We start from the raw sequence: 17,098 nt of genomic DNA, 5'->3' as shown, positions 1-17,098 counted from the left end.
GCGTCCCCTGATCGGAGGACGCCTTGAGGCTTCAAGCGCTTGTCGCCCGGATCAGGCGGCGTTGGCGGCCTTGTTCTTGGCCAGCTTGTCCTGGTGGGCCTGCATGCCTTTGGCGATCAGGTCGGCGGCCTCGCCGGCGTCGCCCCAGCCCTCGACCTTGACCGACTTGCCCTTCTCCAGGTCCTTGTAGCGGGTGAAGAAGTGCTCGATCTGCTCGATCAGGATGGCGGGCAGCTGACGATAGCTGGCGATCTCGGTGTAGTAGGGGTTCAGCTTGTCGACCGGCACGGCCAGGATCTTTTCGTCGCCGCCGGCCTCATCTGTCATCTTCAGCACGCCGATAGGACGCGAACGGATGACGCAGCCCGGAACGACAGGGGTCGGGTTCAGCACGATCACGTCGCAGGGGTCGCCGTCGTCCGACAGGGTGTGCGGCACGAAGCCGTAGTTGCCCGGATAGTACATGGCGGTGTGCAGGAAGCGGTCGACGAACAGGGCGCCCGAGGCCTTGTCCATCTCGTATTTCACCGGCAGGCCGCCCTGTGGAATTTCGATGATGACGTTGATGTCCCAGGGAGCGTTCGGGCCGACGGGAATGGCGTCGAGGTTCATGGCGGGTCTTTGCTGCGACTGCGAAACTTTGAAAGGCGAAGGGTGATAGGCTCCCCGGCCCGTCACGGCAAGGGCGACATGTGGCGAACACGGGCCCGGCGGACTTGCGTCGCGGCGCATCATCGCGGACATCTGGATCATGACCTGGACCGATTGGGCGGCGCTGGCCCTCTTCTTCATCTGCTGGCTGGGATACAGCCCCATCCTGGCTTTCATCAGCCGACGGGGCGGCTCGCTGAACCAAGACATGGAGCATGTCCGCGCGGCCTGGATGCAGTCCATGACCCATCGCGAGATGAAGCTGATCGACAGCCAGCTGATGGGTCATTCGATCAACTCCGCCTCCTTCTTCGCCTCCACCAACTTGCTGCTGATCGCGGCGGTCGCAGGCATCCTGTTCGGCGGCGAGAGCGCGCTTCAGGGGTTCGCCGCCGTCGGCGCCGAAAACGTGCCGATGAAGATTCTGGAGGCAAAGCTTGCGCTGGTCCTGATCTGCCTGGCGCGCGGCTTTCTGGATTTCATCTGGGCGCTGCGTCAGATGAACTACGCCCTGGCGCTGATCGGCGCGGCGCCGGAGATCCACACCAAGACCGACCGCAAGGCCTTCAGCGAGGCGGCGGGCCAGCTTTTGAACCCGGCGCTCAGTTCCTTCAGTCAGGGTGTGCGCGGCTATTACTTCGCCCTGGCGGCGGCGGCCTGGCTGTTCGGACCGCTGTGGCTGGCCTTGGGCGTGGCGTCCTCGTTCGGTCTGTTGATCTATCGCCAGGAGGCGTCACCCGCCGCCCGCGCCATTCGCAACGCACGGCGGTTGTTGGACAACTGAACCGATCCTTTCGCAGTTGCGAGATTGAGCGCCCGTCCGACTTTCGTCGAAAGAGCGCCGTCTTGTCAGGCGAATCGCCATATGTGCGTAACAAGGCGTGACCATGCGGGCGGTCATGGGTCTTGACCCATTGTGCATCGCAACCTAAGTTGACCTCTGACGCCTCCGGGCGTCTTGCCCTTCCTGGGCGTTTCCTCCCTATAGACTTTTAATGCCGCACCCTCGGGTGCGGCTTTTTTTTGATCTGATCAGCGATCAGTCAGGCCGACCACGCGTCTGAGCACAGGGCGGCGATCACGCGGGATAGGGCCTTTTGCGTCCTGGCGTAGGTCGCGTTGGGGGCCAGCGTCGTCTCGTCCAGATAGAGTTTGCGGCTCAGTTCGATCTGGATGGCCTCGTAGCCCTCGTCCGGCCGTCCCCAGCGCTGGGTGGACCAACCGCCGGCGTAGGGATGGTTCTGCGCAACGCGCCAGCCCAAGCCCTCGAACAACTCGCGCAGCCGCCGGCTGAGCCGCGCACTGCACGCCGAGCCGTAACGATCGCCCAGCACGACTTCGGCCCCGACGGCGCGCGCCGGCATCGAATGCCAGTCGATCAGCACCGCCCGTCCGTGCGTCGCGCGCGTCGTCTGCATCCGTTCGCCCAAGGCTTGGTGATAGGGGGCGTGGACCCTGGCGATGCGGTGCGTGGCCTCCGCCAACGTCAGCCGGCGCGCGTAAAGCGGCGTCCCGTCGCCGGCCAATCGGGGGATCACGCCATAACCGGCGGCCGTCTTGGCTCCCACCGGCCCCTCCAGATCCTCGATCAAGGCCGGGTCAAGCTCGGACGGATCACGGTTCAGATCGACATAGGCCCGGCCGATCCGCCCTTCGATCAGCGCGGCGCCTCTGAGCGGTCCCTCTGCGACCAAGCGCCCGACCAGGGCGTCCTCGGCGCTTTTCAGGCTGGCGCGCGACAGGCCCGGCGCGGCGCCCATGTCGTCGGGATACAGGTCGCCAGAGTGAGGCGAGGCGAACACCAGCGCCGTCGCGGGCGCGTCCGCCGCCGGGGCGGTGATCGAAAAGCTGTCGCCGCCGTCGGTCATGCTTCCGCTTAGCGCGTTTCGCTGTGGAAGGAAGTCGGCTGATCGGCGAATTTCATCGGCGGTTTACCGTTCGGGCTCTAGGTTTGCGATCTGTTTCAAGGGTGTTTCTCGAATGGCGCGTATTCTCCTGGCCGAAGATGACGGTTCGTTGCGCGGATTTCTGACGCGCGCGCTGGAGCGGGCAGGCCACCAGGTCATCGACTGCGAGAACGGCGACGACGCCATCGACGCCCTGGAACACGGTCCCTACGACCTGCTGCTGACCGACATCGTCATGCCGGGCGCCGACGGGATCGAGGTCGCCCGCGTTGCCGCCGCTCGCCAACCCGGCCTGCGCATCATGTTCATCACCGGCTTCGCCGCCGTGGCCCTGACCGCCGCCCAGGCCACGCCGGACGCGAAGGTGTTGTCCAAGCCCGTCCACCTGCGCGATCTGGTCAATGAGGTCGAGCGGATGGTCGCCGCCTGAACCTTCGCTGCGTGGGCCGAGCGGCGTTCGGCGAGAAATCGCATTCTTGCCGCTAAATCGGCTTGATGCCGACCGGCCTCGCCGCTATACGACCGCTCTTCCCGCTCCGAAGACGTTTTTCGGAGCCCTACGGCGGATGCGTAGCTCAGCGGGAGAGCACCTCGTTGACATCGAGGGGGTCACAGGTTCAATCCCTGTCGCGTCCACCATTTTCTTTTCTTTTCAGATCAGTCGCCATCAGCTCTGGCTGGTGTTTGCGCGCTAGAGCAGCCGTCTCTGATCCGACGTCCGGACGGTCGTTTCCGTCATCAGGCCGCGGCGGCGAAGCTCGGTCGCGGCGGTGAAGGCGATGTCGATGTCGCGTCCCGACGCCAGGACCTGAAGGCGGTCGGCATCGACCGCGCTCCACGCCTTGCCGCGTTCGGGGCCCGCGGGCACGCGGGGCAACAGTCCCGGTTCGCGGCTCCAGGCCAGCAACTGCTCGACGGTCGTCTGGTTCAGCATGTCGCGCAGATGATGGGCGGTGACATAGGCGTCGGGCAGGGCGCGATGCGCCGGCAGGCCGAGCTCATGCACCAAACCTTCGGGTCGACGCAGATAGCGCAGCATCTGGTTGGAGAAGCGCGGCAGGTCGGGCCACAGCCGCAAGGCGCATTTCCACGTGCAGATCCACTTTGCGCCGCCTGACAGGGCAGGGGTGCAATACCGCTGCTCGAAGCTGGCCCGGTGAGCCGCCAGGGCGATCACGCCCGCTTCCGGACGAAGGATGGGCGGCGCGACGGCCTTCCAATAGCCGGCGTCTTGAAGCCACTCGTCCAGAATGTGGTGGACCGCCATGGTGTCGGGCGAAATCGGCCGGCCGGGATTTACGAAACGGGCGCCGCGCGTCGCATCCAGACGCCATGGGCCGGCCCCGTCACGCACCACGTCCTGCCAGCCGATCTCGCAGACGTCCTGAGGGCCGGATCCGGCCGTCTCCAGGTCGATGACGCGGATGCGTTGGGGTGATGGCGTGAAGTCGGTCAGGGCGTCCTCGGCGTGGGGTTCACACCTGACAACGCCTGGGACGCCAGATTCGGTCCGGCGCCTGGAACGACCGCCGACGGCGTGTCGTCAGTTCGGCAAGTGCACCGACCCGTGCGGCATGACGGTCATCACGGCCCACAGACCGACCAGCACCACGGGCGAGGCGATCAGCGCCCGCCGACAGCGATGCGCCAGATAAAGAACCTCGCCGATCACGATCGACACCAGCATTCGCGTTTCCCCCGAAACGATAAGCGACACTTCTATGACGTCGCCGACAGACGTGTCCCTCAATGAGACGAAATCCATTTCGTCGTAGCCGCTTCGCCGGCCGCGTGGTCGCTGGACGTGCGGTCAGGAATGCGCAATCTCGCAGGCATGGGATCTGTCGCGCGCCTGTTCCGTCTGCATTTGTCGCTATGGCTCGGGCTGCTGGTCATGGCGGCCGTGGCGGCGCTGGCGCCGGCCAGCGTCGGCTGGCCGATGCGACTGGCGGCCGGCTGGGACGCGGGCGTGGCGACCTTTCTCGTCGCCACCTTTGTGCGGATCTTCCGCGCGCGTTCTCAGGAGGCGATGCGGCGTCGCGCGGCGGAACTGGATCAGGCGGGCGTTCTGGTCCTGCCGCTCAGCATGGCGGCGGCCGTGGCCAGCGTCGTGGTCCTCGTCCTCGCCATGGTGGCCAGCGACGGCAAGCCGACCGTCGGGCAGGCGGTCTTTTCAGTGTGCACCGTCGGCCTGTCGTGGCTGTACGTGCACATCATCTTCGCCCTGCATTACGCCCACGGCTTCTACGCCCCGCGTGACGACGGCACGGGTGATCAGGGCGGGCTGATCTTTCCGGGTGAGGAGGACGCGGACTACTGGGACTTTCTACACTTCGCCCTGATCATCGGCGTGGCGAACCAGACGGCCGATGTGCAGATCTCCAGCCGCAAGCTGCGCGGCCTGGCGACGTTTCACAGCCTGATCGCCTGGTTCTTCAACGCCGTTATCCTGGCGCTGACGGTCAATCTGGCCGCCACGCTGCTTTAGGCACGCGCAGCCGTTCGGTCAGAGATCGACCGGGCGGCCGGACTCTTCTTCCTCAAGGGTGACGGCGACATCGGCGTTGGCCGACAGGCGCACCTTATCGCCCTCGACGCCGGCGACGAAGCCGTTCTCGATATAATGGTGGTGATCGGCGTGGGCGCCGGTGTTCTCGCGCCGAGTCAGCTTGATTCGGTCGCTCTCGACCCGATCCACGACGCCGACGTGCACGCCGTCGGCTCCGATGACTTCCATGCCTTCCTTGATCTCGCTCATCGCTGTTTCCTCGCTGAACATCGTCTCGATAGCGGAGCGCCGCCGACCGACATTTCGTTCCCGAGGCGCTGGGACGGCGAGCATGCTTGTTCGCGGCCCCGCCGACTGGCAAGGCTTTGGGACAGTGTTCAGCACAAGCCGGCTGAGGAGCGCGAGCGACAGGGATGCCGTTGATTTGATCGAACAGTATGGATGGTCCGAGGTCTGGGCGATGGCGTTTGCGCCGCATGCCCATGCCGGTCACACGCCGGGCCGCGTCATCCTCCAGCATCGCAACGGCTATCTGGTCGCCACGGATGCGGGCGAGCTTCAGGCCAAGGCGTCCGGCCGACTGCGGCACGAAGCCCAGGAGACTGGGCCCCCTGCGGTGGGCGACTGGGTGGCGCTGTCGCCGAACCCGCAGGACGGCGCCGCCACCATCCATGCCGTCCTGCCTCGCCGCACGGCCTTCGTGCGGCGGGCGGCGGACAGCGTACGTCGAACCCAGATCCTGGCGGCCAATATCGACGTGGCCTTCGTCGTCACCTCAATGAATGCGGATCTGAATCCGCGCCGGATACAGCGTTTCCTGGCTGCCGCGATGGACAGCGGAGCGCGGCCCGTTCTCGTTCTGACGAAGTCGGATCTCAGCGCCGACCCCCAAGCCGAGGCCGCTCAGGTGGCGGCGCTGGAGACGCAGACCCTGGTCCTGACCGTCTCGGCGCGCGAAGGCGTCGGCCTGGAGGCGCTGCGTCTTCAGGTGAAGCCGGGCGAGACCTGTGTCCTGATCGGCTCGTCGGGTGTCGGCAAGTCCACCCTGGTCAACGCCTTCCTGAACGAGGATCGGATGGCGACCCAGGCGATCCGCGCATCCGACGACCAGGGACGCCATACCACCAGCCACCGCCAGCTGATCCCGCTGCCCGGCGGCGGTCTCATCATCGACACGCCCGGCATCCGCGAAGTGGGCCTGATCGACGCCGAAGAGGGTGTGGAAGCGGTCTTCGACGATATCGAACACCTGATGCAGGAGTGCCGCTTCACCAACTGCGGCCATGTGAGCGAGCCGGGATGCGCTGTCCAGGCGGCCCTGGCGGACGGCGCGCTGGAGGGATCGCGCTGGGCGCATTTCCAGAAGCTGAAGTCGGAACTGGCGGCGGCGGGGGACAAGGCGGAACGGATCGCCAAGGCTGCGGAACGTCGGCGGCTGGGCGGCCTGCAGAAGGTCTATCGCGCGACGAAGCGCAACGACCGGGGCGGGGCCGATCGATAGCGTCGATGGCGCAACCGAATTTCGACGTGTTGCGGGGCCAAACGGGCTAGGTGAAGTCCTTAGACTTAAGAAAGATCACCATGTCCGCATTCACCATCGTCACCACCAGCGCCGTTCAGGGCAGCGAGGCCGCAGAGGTCAACACGTTGACGGACGACTTTTCCGACGCCAGCGAGGCGGTGGGCTATGCACGCCGCATGGCCGACGAAATGATCGACATGGCCGATCAGCTGCTGCTGGATTTCGATTACAGCAATGTCGGCGTCTATGAGGGCGACCTGCTGGACGAAGACGTCACCCCGGATCACCCCGCCCTGATCGGCGTCTGGGTGCTGGATGAAGAAGGCTCGGCCTTCGTGCCGGCCGAAGAGTTCCGCCAGGGATCGACCGAAGTCGAGAACTGATCGGCGACTATCGCGGCGGGAGGTTCGGATCGAGCCGCCTGCCGCGTCGGTCATCGGACGAGAGACGGGCACCTGGTCGCGCGCCGACTGGCGACTTCTGCGGATCGAAATGTGGGGGAGGATGGCCGTCCCTCCGAACACCTTGCGGTGCTCGGAGGTGACGATGGTGGAGCTTAGCGGAGTCGAACCGCTGACCTCTTGCATGCCATGCAAGCGCTCTACCAACTGAGCTAAAGCCCCGGACCTGTCGGTCTGGATCGCCCGGTTCATCTTGCGATGGCCCCCGGCGAGGCGGCGGAAACTAGGTCAGGCTTTTTCTGCGATCAAGCCCGTTTCGAGATTTATTTTCACCGCGTTCCCAAAGGTAAAAATACGCAGATTTTTCAAACCGAAAGGTGTGAAAGGCCTGCTGTCCGCCGCGTCTCCCTAACGGGAAATGCGGCGGGTGCAACAAGAATCTGAGCCAGATCGCGAGAAGCCCACAGCAAGTTGGGCTTCAAGTCGCGCGATGCGCGATGGGCTCAAGAATTTAGTCGTCGTCGCGCGACGGCTTGGCGATCTCGTCATCGATCGAGTCGTCGTCTTCGTCCTCGATGAACGGCACGGAGTCGTCATCGTCGTCGGCCAGCAGATCGTCGTCGCCGTCGGTCGAGCCCATGCCGGCTTCTTCCGAGGCGTCAGCCGGGGAGTCTTCGTCCTCGTCGTCCGGCGTCAGGATCGGCTCGTGGCCTTCCTCGTCGATTTCCGGCGTCTTGACGTCGTCTTCCTCGTCCTCGTCGCCGTCGACCTTCTTGTCCTTGACCTGATCTTCCGTGTCCTCATCGTCGGACGGATAGCCGGGACGGGCGCGGCGGCTGCGCAGCTTCATCGCCTCTTCGGGATCGAAGTCGGTTCCGCATTTGGGGCAGTGTGCAGGGCGACGGTTCAGGTCGTAAAACTTCGCCTGGCAGTTGGGGCAGACCTGTTTGGCGCCCAGTTCGGGATTGGCCACGTTTGGATGCTTTCAACGGGTTGAATTCGGGGCGGTCCCTTGCCACCCCTTTGACCCGCTGTCAAAAGCTGTCTTTCGCGCCGCCCGCGCGGCCCTTCGCACAATACAGCCTGAAGCGGGTGATCATGCCGTCCCAACTGACTTCGCGCCGCGCATCCGCCCTGACCGGAAAGGTCCGCGCACCGGGCGACAAGTCGATGTCGCACCGGTCGATGATCCTGGGCGGAATGGCGTCGGGCGTGACTGAGGTCGAGGGTCTTCTGGAAGGCGACGACGTCCTGGCCACCGCCCGCGCGGTCGAGGCCTTCGGCGCCAAGGTCGAGCGGACCGGCGACGGCAGATGGCGGATCGAGGGGGCGGGGGGCTTTAAGACGCCGGCGTCGGTGATCGACTGCGGCAACGCCGGAACCGGGGTGCGGCTGCTGATGGGCGCGGCGGCCGGCTATCCGCTGACGGCGACCTTCGATGGCGACGGCTCGCTGAGAAAGCGGCCGATGAAGCGGGTCACGGGACCCCTGGCGGACATGGGTGCGGCGTTCGACTGGCAGGCGGCCGAGGATCGGCTTCCTGTGGCCCTGACCGGCGGCGCGCTGAAGGCGATCGACTATGTGCAGACGGTGGCCTCGGCCCAGGTGAAGTCGGCCATCCTGCTGGCGGGGCTGAACGCCGAGGGCGTCACCTCGGTGGTCGAGCCCGAAAAGAGCCGTGATCACACCGAGCGGATGCTGCGGGCCTTTGGCGCCGAGGTGAGCGTAGAGGAGAGGGGCGAGGGCTGGAAGGTGACGCTGAAGGGCGGTCAGGCCCTGACCGGGACCTTCGTCGCCGTGCCGGGCGATCCGTCCTCGGCGGCGTTTCCCCTTGCGGCGGGGCTGATCGTGCCGGGGTCGGAGGTCACGGTCGAGGGCGTGATGCTGAACCCGCTTCGCACCGGCCTGTTCGAAACCTGGATCGAGATGGGCGCCGACCTGACCACCACCAACCGGCGTGAGGCCGGGGGCGAAGAGGTCGGCGACATCACCGCCCGTCACTCGTCCCTGAAGGGCGTGGTCGTGCCCGAGGATCGCGCCGCCTCCATGATCGACGAATATCCGATCCTGGCGGCGACGGCGGCCTTTGCGGACGGCGTCACCGTCATGCGCGGCGTGGGTGAAATGCGGGTCAAGGAAAGTGACCGGATTTCGCTGATGGTCGAGGGGCTGCGCGCCTGCGGCGTTCAGGTCGAGGAGGAGCCGGAAGGCTTCATCGTCACCGGCGCCGGCCAGGGCGGGTCGGTGCGTGGAGGCGGCCTGGTCCACACCGCCCACGACCACCGCATCGCCATGAGCCATCTGGTCCTGGGCCTGGCCGCCGAACAGCCGGTCTCGGTCGACGAGCCTGGGATGATCGCCACCAGCTTCCCCGGCTTCGTCGAGATGATGAACGGGCTGGGCGGGCGGATCGCGTGAAGCCCGCGCGCGACGTCCTCGGTCGGGGCATCGCGGTCCTCGGTCTTCTGACCTGTCTGGGCGGAGCCGGCTGGACGGCCTGGATCGTCTGGCAAGGGGTGACGACAGGCCGGGTCTCGGGCAAGCATGGCGCAGTGCATCTCAGGGCCGAGGGCGACGCCTTCTTCTATTCGACCGTGGCGCTGAGCGGCGTCGCCTGTTTGGTTTGGCTGGGTTTGGCGGCCTTCGCGGTCGTGGTTCTGGCGCGTTGGAAGGCATGGTCGTGAACCGGCCGGAGAAGTCGGGCTGGATCAAGCCGATCCTGACGCTGGCGATCGCGATCCTGATCGGCTGGTTCTGCGTGATCGGAGCCCGAGAGATCGTCCAAAGCCTGGATGCCGGGGTGCTGAACAACCGAAAGGGGCCGGACGTTCTGTTGGCGGACCGACCTCTGCTGTTTTGGAGTGTGGTCGGCTTCTATGTGGCGTCGGTTGCGGCCGGGGCGGGCCTGGCGGTCCTGCTGGCCGGCCTTGCAATTCGTGATTTGGTCGGACGCCGAGACTGAGGCCTGCGGCTGGATTGGTCGGGCGATCCTCGCTATCAGGTTCGGCCTCCCGTGCGTTTGGGATCGAGATTGAAATGCGCCACGCGCTGCGGAGACCTGCTTGACCCTGATCATCGCCGTCGACGGACCGGCCGCCTCTGGCAAGGGGACCATCGCCGCGCGTCTGGCCCAGACCTATGGTCTGCCGCATCTGGATACGGGGCTGCTGTATCGGGCCGTGGGCGCAAAGGTGCTGGCGGACGGCGGATCGCTGGATGACGAGGCGGCGGCGACGCAGGCGGCGCGGGGCCTCGACGCGGCGGGTCTGTCGGACGATCCGCGCCTGACGACAGGCGAGGCGGGCGAGGCCGCCAGCCGTGTCGCCAGCTTCGCCGGCGTGCGGGCGGCTCTGCTGGAGCTGCAGCAGGCGTTCGCGGCCCAGGCGGGCGGCGCGGTTCTCGACGGACGCGATATCGGCACGGTGATTGCGCCGAACGCTCACGCCAAACTGTTCGTCACCGCGACGCCCGAGGTGCGGGCCACGCGCCGCTGGAAGCAACTGACGGCGCGCGGATCGGACATCGCCTTCGAGGCCATGCTGGCCGATATCCAGCGCCGCGACGAGCGCGACGCCGGGCGGGGCGCGGCGCCGATGGTCCAGGCCGACGACGCGGTCTTGCTGGACACGACCGATATGGGTATAGAGGCCGCCTTCGATGCGGCCCGCCGTATCGTCGAGGCGGCGCGCGCGAAACACGGTTTCTGACCAACTTCGCAAATCCAACGCTCCCATCCTCGGCTTCCGCGGGCGTTTTGATCGTTCTGAACGGCCTCGCATCCCGACGACCTGATTCCATCTTTTCCTATCGCCCCGCGCGCCGCATTTCGCTGCGTCAGGGGTCCACCTCGCGTGGGATCGTTCTTCGGTCACGCGCCACAGCCCCACTGGAAACACCAGAGCTTCATGTCTGATACTCTCAACCCCACGCGCGACGACTTCTCGGCGCTGCTCGACGAACAACTGTCGGGTCGCGACTTCGGCGAAGGCCAGGTCGTTCACGGCCGCGTCGTCGGCATCGAAAAAGACATCGTCATCATCGACGTTGGTCTGAAGACCGAAGGCCGCATCGCCATGCGCGAGTTCGGCCAAGGCGACGACGGCGCCCTGCCCAAGGTCGGCGACAACGTCGAGGTTTACCTGGAGCGCGTCGAGAACGCCCTGGGCGAAGCCGTCATCAGCCGCGACAAGGCGCGCCGCGAAGAAGCCTGGACCCGTCTGGAAGTCGTGTTCGCCGAAGGCCAGCCGGTCAACGGCGCCATCGTCGGTCGCGTCAAGGGCGGCTTCACCGTCGACCTGGGCGGCGCCTCGGCCTTCCTGCCCGGTTCGCAAGTCGACATCCGTCCGGTCCGCGACGTCGGCCCGCTGATGGGCAAGGAACAGCCCTTCGCCATCCTGAAGATGGACCGTCCGCGCGGCAACATCGTCGTGTCGCGTCGCGCCATCCTGGAAGAAGCCCGCGCCGAACAGCGCACGGAACTGGTCGGTCAGCTGGCCGAGGGTGAAGTCCGCGAAGGCGTCGTCAAGAACATCACCGACTACGGCGCGTTCGTCGACCTGGGCGGCATTGACGGCCTGCTGCACGTCACCGACATGTCGTGGAAGCGCGTTTCGCACCCGAGCCAGGTTCTGGCCGTTGGCGACACCGTCAAGGTCCAGATCGTCAAGATCAACCCGGACACCCAGCGTATCTCGCTGGGCATGAAGCAACTGCAGTCGGACCCCTGGGACGGCGTGGAAGCCAAGTATCCGGTCGGCGCCAAGTACACGGGCCGCATCACCAACATCACCGACTACGGCGCCTTCGTGGAGCTGGAAGCCGGTGTCGAGGGCCTGGTGCACGTCTCGGAAATGTCCTGGACCAAGAAGAACGTCCACCCCGGCAAGATCGTCTCGACCTCGCAGGAAGTCGACGTCGTGGTTCTGGATGTCGACGCCTCCAAGCGCCGCATCTCGCTGGGCCTGAAGCAGGCTCAGGACAATCCGTGGGACGCCTTCGTCGCCAACAACCCGATCGGCTCGACCGTCGAGGGCGAAGTCAAGAACGCCACCGAGTTCGGCCTGTTCATCGGCCTGGACAACGACATCGACGGCATGGTGCACCTGTCCGACCTCGACTGGTCGGTGTCGGGTGAAGAAGCCATCCAGCGCTACCGCAAGGGCGAGATGGTCAAGGCCAAGGTCCTGGATGTCGACGTCGAGAAGGAACGCGTCTCGCTGGGCATCAAGCAGCTGGGCGGCGATCCGATCGGCGAGGGCGACACCTATCGTCGCGGCCAGCAGATCACCGTCACCGTGACGGCGATCGAGTCGGGCGGCATCGAGGTCAAGTTCGGTGAAGACGACGCGCCGGTCACGGCCTTCGTTCGCAAGTCGGACCTGTCGCGCGACCGCAACGAGCAACGTCCGGAACGCTTCGCCGTCGGCGACCGCGTCGACGCCATGATCACCGCCGTGGACAAGGCCTCGCGCCGCGTCTCGGTGTCGATCAAGGCGCTGGAAATGAAGGACGAGCAGGAAGCCATCGAACAGTTCGGATCGTCCGATTCGGGCGCTTCGCTGGGCGACATCCTGGGTGCCGCGCTGAAGAACGCCGGCACCAAGGAGTAAGGCTCAAGCCGAAGGGCGCATCGCGTCCTTCGGTCGCCTCGCTCAATCAGCAGAGCGCCGCGCGCTCTGCGATAGCGGCAATCTCGCTCAAGCAGCAGAGCGCCGCGCGCTCTGCGATAGCGACAACGAATGAGGGCGGCGGGAGCAATCCCGTCGCCCTTTTCTCTGTCTGGCACACTGCTGTGTGCACTTCCGGACATTTTTCCTGAGAATGGCGCGCATCATTGTCGGATAAGGGCTTTTTACAGAGCCTGTCGAAGGTTAGGGTGTGGGCTCTGGATCGACGGCGGGCGAAACAGCCCGTCATTCCGAGCTCGCGGGGGCGCAGATGATCAAGTCCGAACTGATCGAGAAGCTTGCAGCGGAAAATACCCACCTGACCCACGCCGAGGTCGAGCGGCTGGTCAATGTGATCCTCAACACCATGACCTCGGCCTTGTCCGAAGGCGGCCGGGTCGAGTTGCGCGGTTTCGGCGCCCTGTCTGTGCGCTCGCGCCCGGCGCGCGCGGGTCGCAATCCGCGTACTGGCGAAACCGTCGAGGTGCCCGCCAAGGCCGTCCCCTTCTTCAAGAGCGGCAAGGAGCTGCGCGAGCGGCTGAACGCCTCGGGCGACGCCTGATCTAACTTTCTCAAGGAAATCTCATGAGCCTGCTGTCGGAGTTTCGCGAGTTCGCGGTCAAGGGCAATGTCGTGGACCTGGCGGTCGGCGTGATCATCGGCGCCGCCTTCAACGGCATCGTCAAAAGCTTGGTCGATCAGGTGGTGATGCCGCCCATCGGCCTGATCACCGGCGGCATCGATTTCTCGGAACTGGAATGGGTGCTGAGGGCTGAGAACCCTGCGACCGAGGCCGTCGAGAAGGTGGCGATCCAATACGGCGCCTTCCTGAACACTGTGATCCAGTTCCTGATCGTCGCCTGGGTCGTCTTCCTTGTGGTCAAGGGCATCAACGCCTTGCGTCGTCAGGAAGCCGCCAAGCCCGATCCGGCGCCCGCCGCGCCGTCGGCGACCGAAGCGCTGCTTGCCGAGATCCGCGACGAGCTGAAGGCCCGCCCCAACGCCTGATCAGGCCTTGGACACGCGCCCGCCCAAGGTCGGGCGCGTGATTGCGGCGTCAGCCAAGGGTTTAGGCATCGGCGGCGTGCGCGAACAGATGCCGTAGTCGCCGTCGAACGGTGTCGGCGCCCAGGCGGCCGCCAGCGCAGGATCGTCGATGATGGCGTGGCAGTGTCCCCAGCCGCCTTCGCGCCGCGCCGTCTTCGCCAGATCGCCCAACTGCGCCAGCAGGCGCGGCGTCACCACCTGCAGCCGCACCTTGGCGGCCCCCAACGCGCGGGCGTTGTCGATTAGCGCCTGGGTCAGAAGCCCAATCGCCTCGTGCGCCGTCTCCAGCGCGATCAGATCGAGAATATCCAGATAGGGCGGCTCGATCAGGCTGGTCTTGGTCATCTGCGCCATCGCCATCCCGACGATGCGGCTATCCCTGACGCAGGCCAGCATGACCGGCGGCAGGGTCAGGTCGGGGTCCGCCAACCGCCAGCGCAGGATGTCCGGACTGCGATCCGCCAGCAGACGATCTTCTTGCGACAGCCGACGCCAGAAGTCCGCATAGGGCGAGACGTCCGACAGATCGCGCAGCACCGTCACCCCTGCCGGCAGCACCAGCGGCGTCTGGCGAAACACGCGCCCGTTCATCAGCCGTTCGCCCAGTCGCGCGGCGGTCTCGGCGGAGGTGCGGCCCAGCAGCAGGCGCAGCCCTCGACCCTGAGCGCAGGCCAGACGGTCGGTGATCCATGACAGCTTCAGTCCATGACTTTCGGCCGGCCAGGGCTTCATGTCGAACAGGCAGTACAGCGGCGCCGAGCGAGCATTGGCGTTGAAGGTGTAGCGGGCGAACAGCCCTGGCTGTTTCAAAAAGGTGCGGATCAGCGGGCGGCTGGCGCCCTTCTGGCTGGGCGGCACGATGATCGAAAAGCCGGTGGCGCCGAAGTGGTCCTGGGCGCCGTAGCGAAACCGCTGGATGAAGTTGCCCAGCATGGCGACGGCGTTGTCGTTCTCGTCGGCGACCACCCAGCCGGCCGGCGCGCCAAGCATCAATCGCGCAGGATTGGCCTCGAGCCAGCGCCATCCGGCCGGCGACCGCTCGGGCCAGCCAACCTGACGATGCAGCCGGTTCAGCGCCGCATGGTCGGGAGCGTCGATCGGTCGGACAGACATCTGGCGCTCCTTCCCATTATGAAACCGTGGGCGTTTCTGACGAACGACCTAGCAGGATATACGCCACCAGACATCACTCAGGGTTGTCTTTCGCTTCCTTCACGCGTCGCCTGGCCGCCCCCGCGACAGCCTTAACACTTGTTCGGATTCGCCCGCTGTGCTGGGTATGCGCCTTTCGCGCGCCCGATAAGCGGCGCGGCAGTTGGGAGTGAGCCGTTGAGGACGGATTTGGGGAAGGCGCGACTTACACGACGCGTGAAGACGATTAGGGGGACGCGCGCATGAACATCGTCGTCGCCCTTGGACTGATCATCACCTTCGCCACGGGCGTGCCGGTGCTGATGCAGATCCTCAAAAACCACCCGCGCGGACTGATCATCCTGTTCTTCGCCGAGATGTGGGAGCGGTTCTCCTACTACGGCATGCGCGGCATCCTGATCTTCTTCCTGACGCAACACTTCCTGTTCGACGACGCCATGGCGGGGTCGACCTACGGCTCCTACACCTCGCTGGTCTATCTGCTGCCCCTGCTGGGCGGCATCATGGCCGACCGCTTCATCGGCACGCGCAAGGCCGTCGCCTTCGGCGCCCTGCTCCTGGTCGCAGGTCACGGCATGATGGCTTTCGAGGGCCGTCCCGCGACCGAAACCCTGACTTATGCCGGTCAGACCTATCAGATCGACGCCGAAGGCCGCGGCGCGGCGCGTGAAGTGTCGATCGTCGTCAGCGGCCAGAAATACGCCTTCGAGGCCGCCGAGAACGGCCTGGCGATCGAGAACCTGCCCGCCGCCTCGCCGCTGCCGGCCGTTCTGCCGACCGGCGAATACAAGATCGACGCGACCCGCGATATGGCGGGCGTGAACGTCTTCTATCTGGCGGTGTCCTTCATCATCATGGGCGTCGGCTTCCTGAAGCCCAACATCTCGACCATCGTCGGACAGCTCTATCCGCAAGGTGACCCGCGGCGTGATTCCGGCTTCACCCTCTACTACTACGGCATCAACCTCGGCGCCTTCTGGGCGGCGGTGCTGTGCGGCCTTTTGGGTCAGACCGTCGGCTGGTGGGCAGGCTTTGGCCTGGCCGGCGTCGGCATGGCGCTGGGCTGGGTGGTCTTCGTACTGGGCAAACCCCTGCTGCAAGGCAAGGGCGAGCCTCCGGCCGAAGCCAATCTGAGCAAGCCCATGCTGGGTCCGATCAACCGCGAATGGTCGATCTACCTGCTCAGCATCCTGGGCGTCGGCGTCGTCTGGTTCATGGTTCAGCGCAACGCCCTGGTGGGTTGGGTTCTGGGCGCCGCCACCGTCGCGTCGCTGCTGTTCATCCTCTACGTCATCATCAAGGTTTGCGAGAACAAGGCGCAGCGTGAGCGGATGATGCTGGCCCTGGTGCTGATCTTCGGGTCGGTCGTCTTCTTCACCCTGTTCGAACAGGCCGGCACCTCGCTGAACCTGTTCGCCGACCGTAACGTCGATCTCAGCATCACCCCGCAGGCGTTCCAGCTTCTGGGCGTCACCGTCGGCACCCCGGCCCAGATCGCCGCCGCTGGTCTGAGCACGTCGGGTCCCTGGATCGACGCCACCATCACGGCGGCCCAGACCCAGTCGTTCAATGCGGGCTTCATCCTGATCTTCGCACCGATCATGGCCGCGCTCTGGTCCTTCCTGGGCAAGCGCAACCTGGACCCCAACCCCACGCTGAAGTTCGGCCTCGGCCTTCTCCAAGTCGGACTGGGCTTCATGATCGTGGTGTGGGGCGCCGGCATGGCCAACTCGGCCTTCCAGATGCCGCTGCTCCTGCTGGGTCTGCTCTATCTGTTCCACACGACCGGCGAGCTGTTCCTGTCGCCGGTGGGCCTGTCAGAAATCACAAAACTGTCCGTCGCCAAGGTGGTCAGCTTCATGATGGCCGTCTGGTTCCTGGCCAGCTCCATCGCCCAATATGTCGGCGGCTGGATCGCCGGCCTGGCGGGTACGGAGACGGTCGGCGGCCAGGTGCTGAACCCGGGCCTTGCGCTTCAGACCTCGCTTGAAGTGTTCAAGCTGCTGGGCCTGTGGGGCATGGGTATCGGCGTGGCCTTCATTGTCATCAGCCACTTCATCAAGGGCTGGTCGCACGGCGCCAATGACGGGGACAACCACCCTGGCCCTGCGCTGAACGATCGCGGTCAGGAAGACGGCAACGTCGCCCGTCCTGCGGCCTCGACGCCCAGCCACTGATCGACGCCTGATCATGGAAAAGCCCCGGCGGAGCGATCCGCCGGGGCTTTTTGCTGCGTGAAGCGC

At 65.7% G+C, this 17,098-nt stretch carries 20 protein-coding genes and 2 tRNA genes; 14 read left to right on the top strand and 8 right to left on the bottom strand.

Annotated features, from left to right (window positions below; genetic code table 11):
• Nucleotides 1-51: 51 nt before the first annotated feature.
• Nucleotides 52-612, bottom strand: a complete 561-nt coding sequence (gene ppa / locus A4249_RS10980) for an inorganic diphosphatase (RefSeq protein ID WP_066552596.1) — start codon at nucleotides 610-612, stop codon at nucleotides 52-54.
• A 139-nt stretch (nucleotides 613-751) separates the two neighbouring features.
• On the opposite strand from ppa, the gene A4249_RS10975 reads away from it, so the two are divergent.
• Nucleotides 752-1,435 carry a DUF599 domain-containing protein gene (locus A4249_RS10975; RefSeq protein WP_055803258.1) on the top strand — a complete coding sequence of 228 codons (684 nt, stop codon included), beginning with the start codon at nucleotides 752-754 and terminating at the stop codon, nucleotides 1,433-1,435.
• 259 nt (nucleotides 1,436-1,694) lie between these two features.
• Here A4249_RS10975 and A4249_RS10970 read toward each other — a convergent pair whose 3' ends face one another.
• Nucleotides 1,695-2,519 (bottom strand): N-formylglutamate amidohydrolase, encoded by an 825-nt coding sequence (locus tag A4249_RS10970; RefSeq protein WP_066552594.1) that lies wholly within the window; start codon nucleotides 2,517-2,519, stop codon nucleotides 1,695-1,697.
• A 112-nt stretch (nucleotides 2,520-2,631) separates the two neighbouring features.
• Between A4249_RS10970 and cpdR the strand changes: the two genes are divergently transcribed.
• Entirely contained in the window at nucleotides 2,632-2,988 is a 357-nt protein-coding gene (cpdR, locus tag A4249_RS10965) for a cell cycle two-component system response regulator CpdR (RefSeq protein ID WP_017506825.1), read from the top strand.
• A 134-nt stretch (nucleotides 2,989-3,122) separates the two neighbouring features.
• Nucleotides 3,123-3,197, top strand: a tRNA-Val gene (locus A4249_RS10960).
• A 52-nt stretch (nucleotides 3,198-3,249) separates the two neighbouring features.
• On the opposite strand, the gene A4249_RS10955 is transcribed toward A4249_RS10960, so the two are convergent.
• A complete protein-coding gene (locus A4249_RS10955; RefSeq protein WP_231868694.1) occupies nucleotides 3,250-3,912 on the bottom strand; it encodes a DNA polymerase III subunit epsilon in 663 nt (220 codons plus the stop codon).
• A 189-nt stretch (nucleotides 3,913-4,101) separates the two neighbouring features.
• Nucleotides 4,102-4,245, bottom strand: coding sequence for a hypothetical protein (locus A4249_RS16625; RefSeq protein WP_156494701.1), 144 nt, complete (start codon nucleotides 4,243-4,245; stop codon nucleotides 4,102-4,104).
• 129 nt (nucleotides 4,246-4,374) lie between these two features.
• On the opposite strand from A4249_RS16625, the gene A4249_RS10950 reads away from it, so the two are divergent.
• On the top strand, nucleotides 4,375-5,046 hold the full coding sequence (locus A4249_RS10950) for a DUF1345 domain-containing protein (protein WP_231868693.1): 672 nt from the start codon (nucleotides 4,375-4,377) through the stop codon (nucleotides 5,044-5,046).
• An 18-nt stretch (nucleotides 5,047-5,064) separates the two neighbouring features.
• Here the strand turns inward: A4249_RS10950 and A4249_RS10945 are convergent, their stop codons facing one another.
• On the bottom strand, nucleotides 5,065-5,316 hold the full coding sequence (locus A4249_RS10945) for a DUF2171 domain-containing protein (protein ID WP_055805252.1): 252 nt from the start codon (nucleotides 5,314-5,316) through the stop codon (nucleotides 5,065-5,067).
• A 175-nt stretch (nucleotides 5,317-5,491) separates the two neighbouring features.
• Between A4249_RS10945 and rsgA the strand changes: the two genes are divergently transcribed.
• Together rsgA and A4249_RS10935 are read left to right on the top strand one after the other, a co-directional pair.
• Entirely contained in the window at nucleotides 5,492-6,568 is a 1,077-nt protein-coding gene (gene rsgA, locus A4249_RS10940; protein WP_066552591.1) for a ribosome small subunit-dependent GTPase A, read from the top strand.
• Between the two features lie 80 nt (nucleotides 6,569-6,648).
• Nucleotides 6,649-6,972, top strand: a complete 324-nt coding sequence (locus A4249_RS10935) for a hypothetical protein (protein WP_055803275.1) — start codon at nucleotides 6,649-6,651, stop codon at nucleotides 6,970-6,972.
• A gap of 164 nt (nucleotides 6,973-7,136) precedes the next feature.
• Here A4249_RS10935 and A4249_RS10930 read toward each other — a convergent pair.
• Nucleotides 7,137-7,212, bottom strand: a tRNA-Ala gene (locus A4249_RS10930).
• A 289-nt stretch (nucleotides 7,213-7,501) separates the two neighbouring features.
• Nucleotides 7,502-7,963, bottom strand: a complete 462-nt coding sequence (locus A4249_RS10925; RefSeq protein WP_055752793.1) for a TIGR02300 family protein — start codon at nucleotides 7,961-7,963, stop codon at nucleotides 7,502-7,504.
• 122 nt (nucleotides 7,964-8,085) lie between these two features.
• Here A4249_RS10925 and aroA point away from each other — a divergent pair, with 122 nt between their 5' ends.
• From aroA to mscL, 7 genes are all read left to right on the top strand, one after another.
• A complete protein-coding gene (gene aroA / locus A4249_RS10920; protein WP_442854499.1) occupies nucleotides 8,086-9,408 on the top strand; it encodes a 3-phosphoshikimate 1-carboxyvinyltransferase in 1,323 nt (440 codons plus the stop codon).
• The gene (locus tag A4249_RS10915; protein WP_066552589.1) at nucleotides 9,405-9,674 is read left to right on the top strand and encodes a hypothetical protein; all 270 of its coding nucleotides are present in this window, start codon (nucleotides 9,405-9,407) and stop codon (nucleotides 9,672-9,674) included. Before aroA ends, A4249_RS10915 begins: the two co-directional genes overlap by 4 nt.
• A complete protein-coding gene (locus A4249_RS10910) occupies nucleotides 9,671-9,952 on the top strand; it encodes a hypothetical protein (protein ID WP_156494700.1) in 282 nt (93 codons plus the stop codon). Before A4249_RS10915 ends, A4249_RS10910 begins: the two co-directional genes overlap by 4 nt.
• 100 nt (nucleotides 9,953-10,052) lie before the next feature.
• On the top strand, nucleotides 10,053-10,697 hold the full coding sequence (gene cmk, locus A4249_RS10905) for a (d)CMP kinase (protein ID WP_066552586.1): 645 nt from the start codon (nucleotides 10,053-10,055) through the stop codon (nucleotides 10,695-10,697).
• 198 nt (nucleotides 10,698-10,895) lie between these two features.
• Nucleotides 10,896-12,599: a 30S ribosomal protein S1 gene (gene rpsA, locus A4249_RS10900; RefSeq protein WP_066552585.1), complete on the top strand. Its 1,704-nt coding sequence runs from the start codon at nucleotides 10,896-10,898 to the stop codon at nucleotides 12,597-12,599.
• A 328-nt stretch (nucleotides 12,600-12,927) separates the two neighbouring features.
• Nucleotides 12,928-13,218 (top strand): integration host factor subunit beta, encoded by a 291-nt coding sequence (locus A4249_RS10895; protein WP_039244165.1) that lies wholly within the window; start codon nucleotides 12,928-12,930, stop codon nucleotides 13,216-13,218.
• 23 nt (nucleotides 13,219-13,241) lie between these two features.
• Nucleotides 13,242-13,664, top strand: a complete 423-nt coding sequence (gene mscL, locus A4249_RS10890) for a large-conductance mechanosensitive channel protein MscL (RefSeq protein ID WP_066552583.1) — start codon at nucleotides 13,242-13,244, stop codon at nucleotides 13,662-13,664.
• On the opposite strand, the gene A4249_RS10885 is transcribed toward mscL, so the two are convergent.
• Nucleotides 13,665-14,816: a hypothetical protein gene (locus tag A4249_RS10885; protein ID WP_066552581.1), complete on the bottom strand. Its 1,152-nt coding sequence runs from the start codon at nucleotides 14,814-14,816 to the stop codon at nucleotides 13,665-13,667.
• A 281-nt stretch (nucleotides 14,817-15,097) separates the two neighbouring features.
• Between A4249_RS10885 and A4249_RS10880 the strand changes: the two genes are divergently transcribed.
• On the top strand, nucleotides 15,098-17,032 hold the full coding sequence (locus tag A4249_RS10880; RefSeq protein ID WP_066552580.1) for a peptide MFS transporter: 1,935 nt from the start codon (nucleotides 15,098-15,100) through the stop codon (nucleotides 17,030-17,032).
• Nucleotides 17,033-17,098: the final 66 nt, after the last annotated feature.

The organism is Brevundimonas sp. GW460-12-10-14-LB2 (assembly GCF_001636925.1).
GTDB lineage: Bacteria > Pseudomonadota > Alphaproteobacteria > Caulobacterales > Caulobacteraceae > Brevundimonas > Brevundimonas vesicularis.
This window is presented reverse-complemented; position numbering and strand designations above follow the sequence as displayed.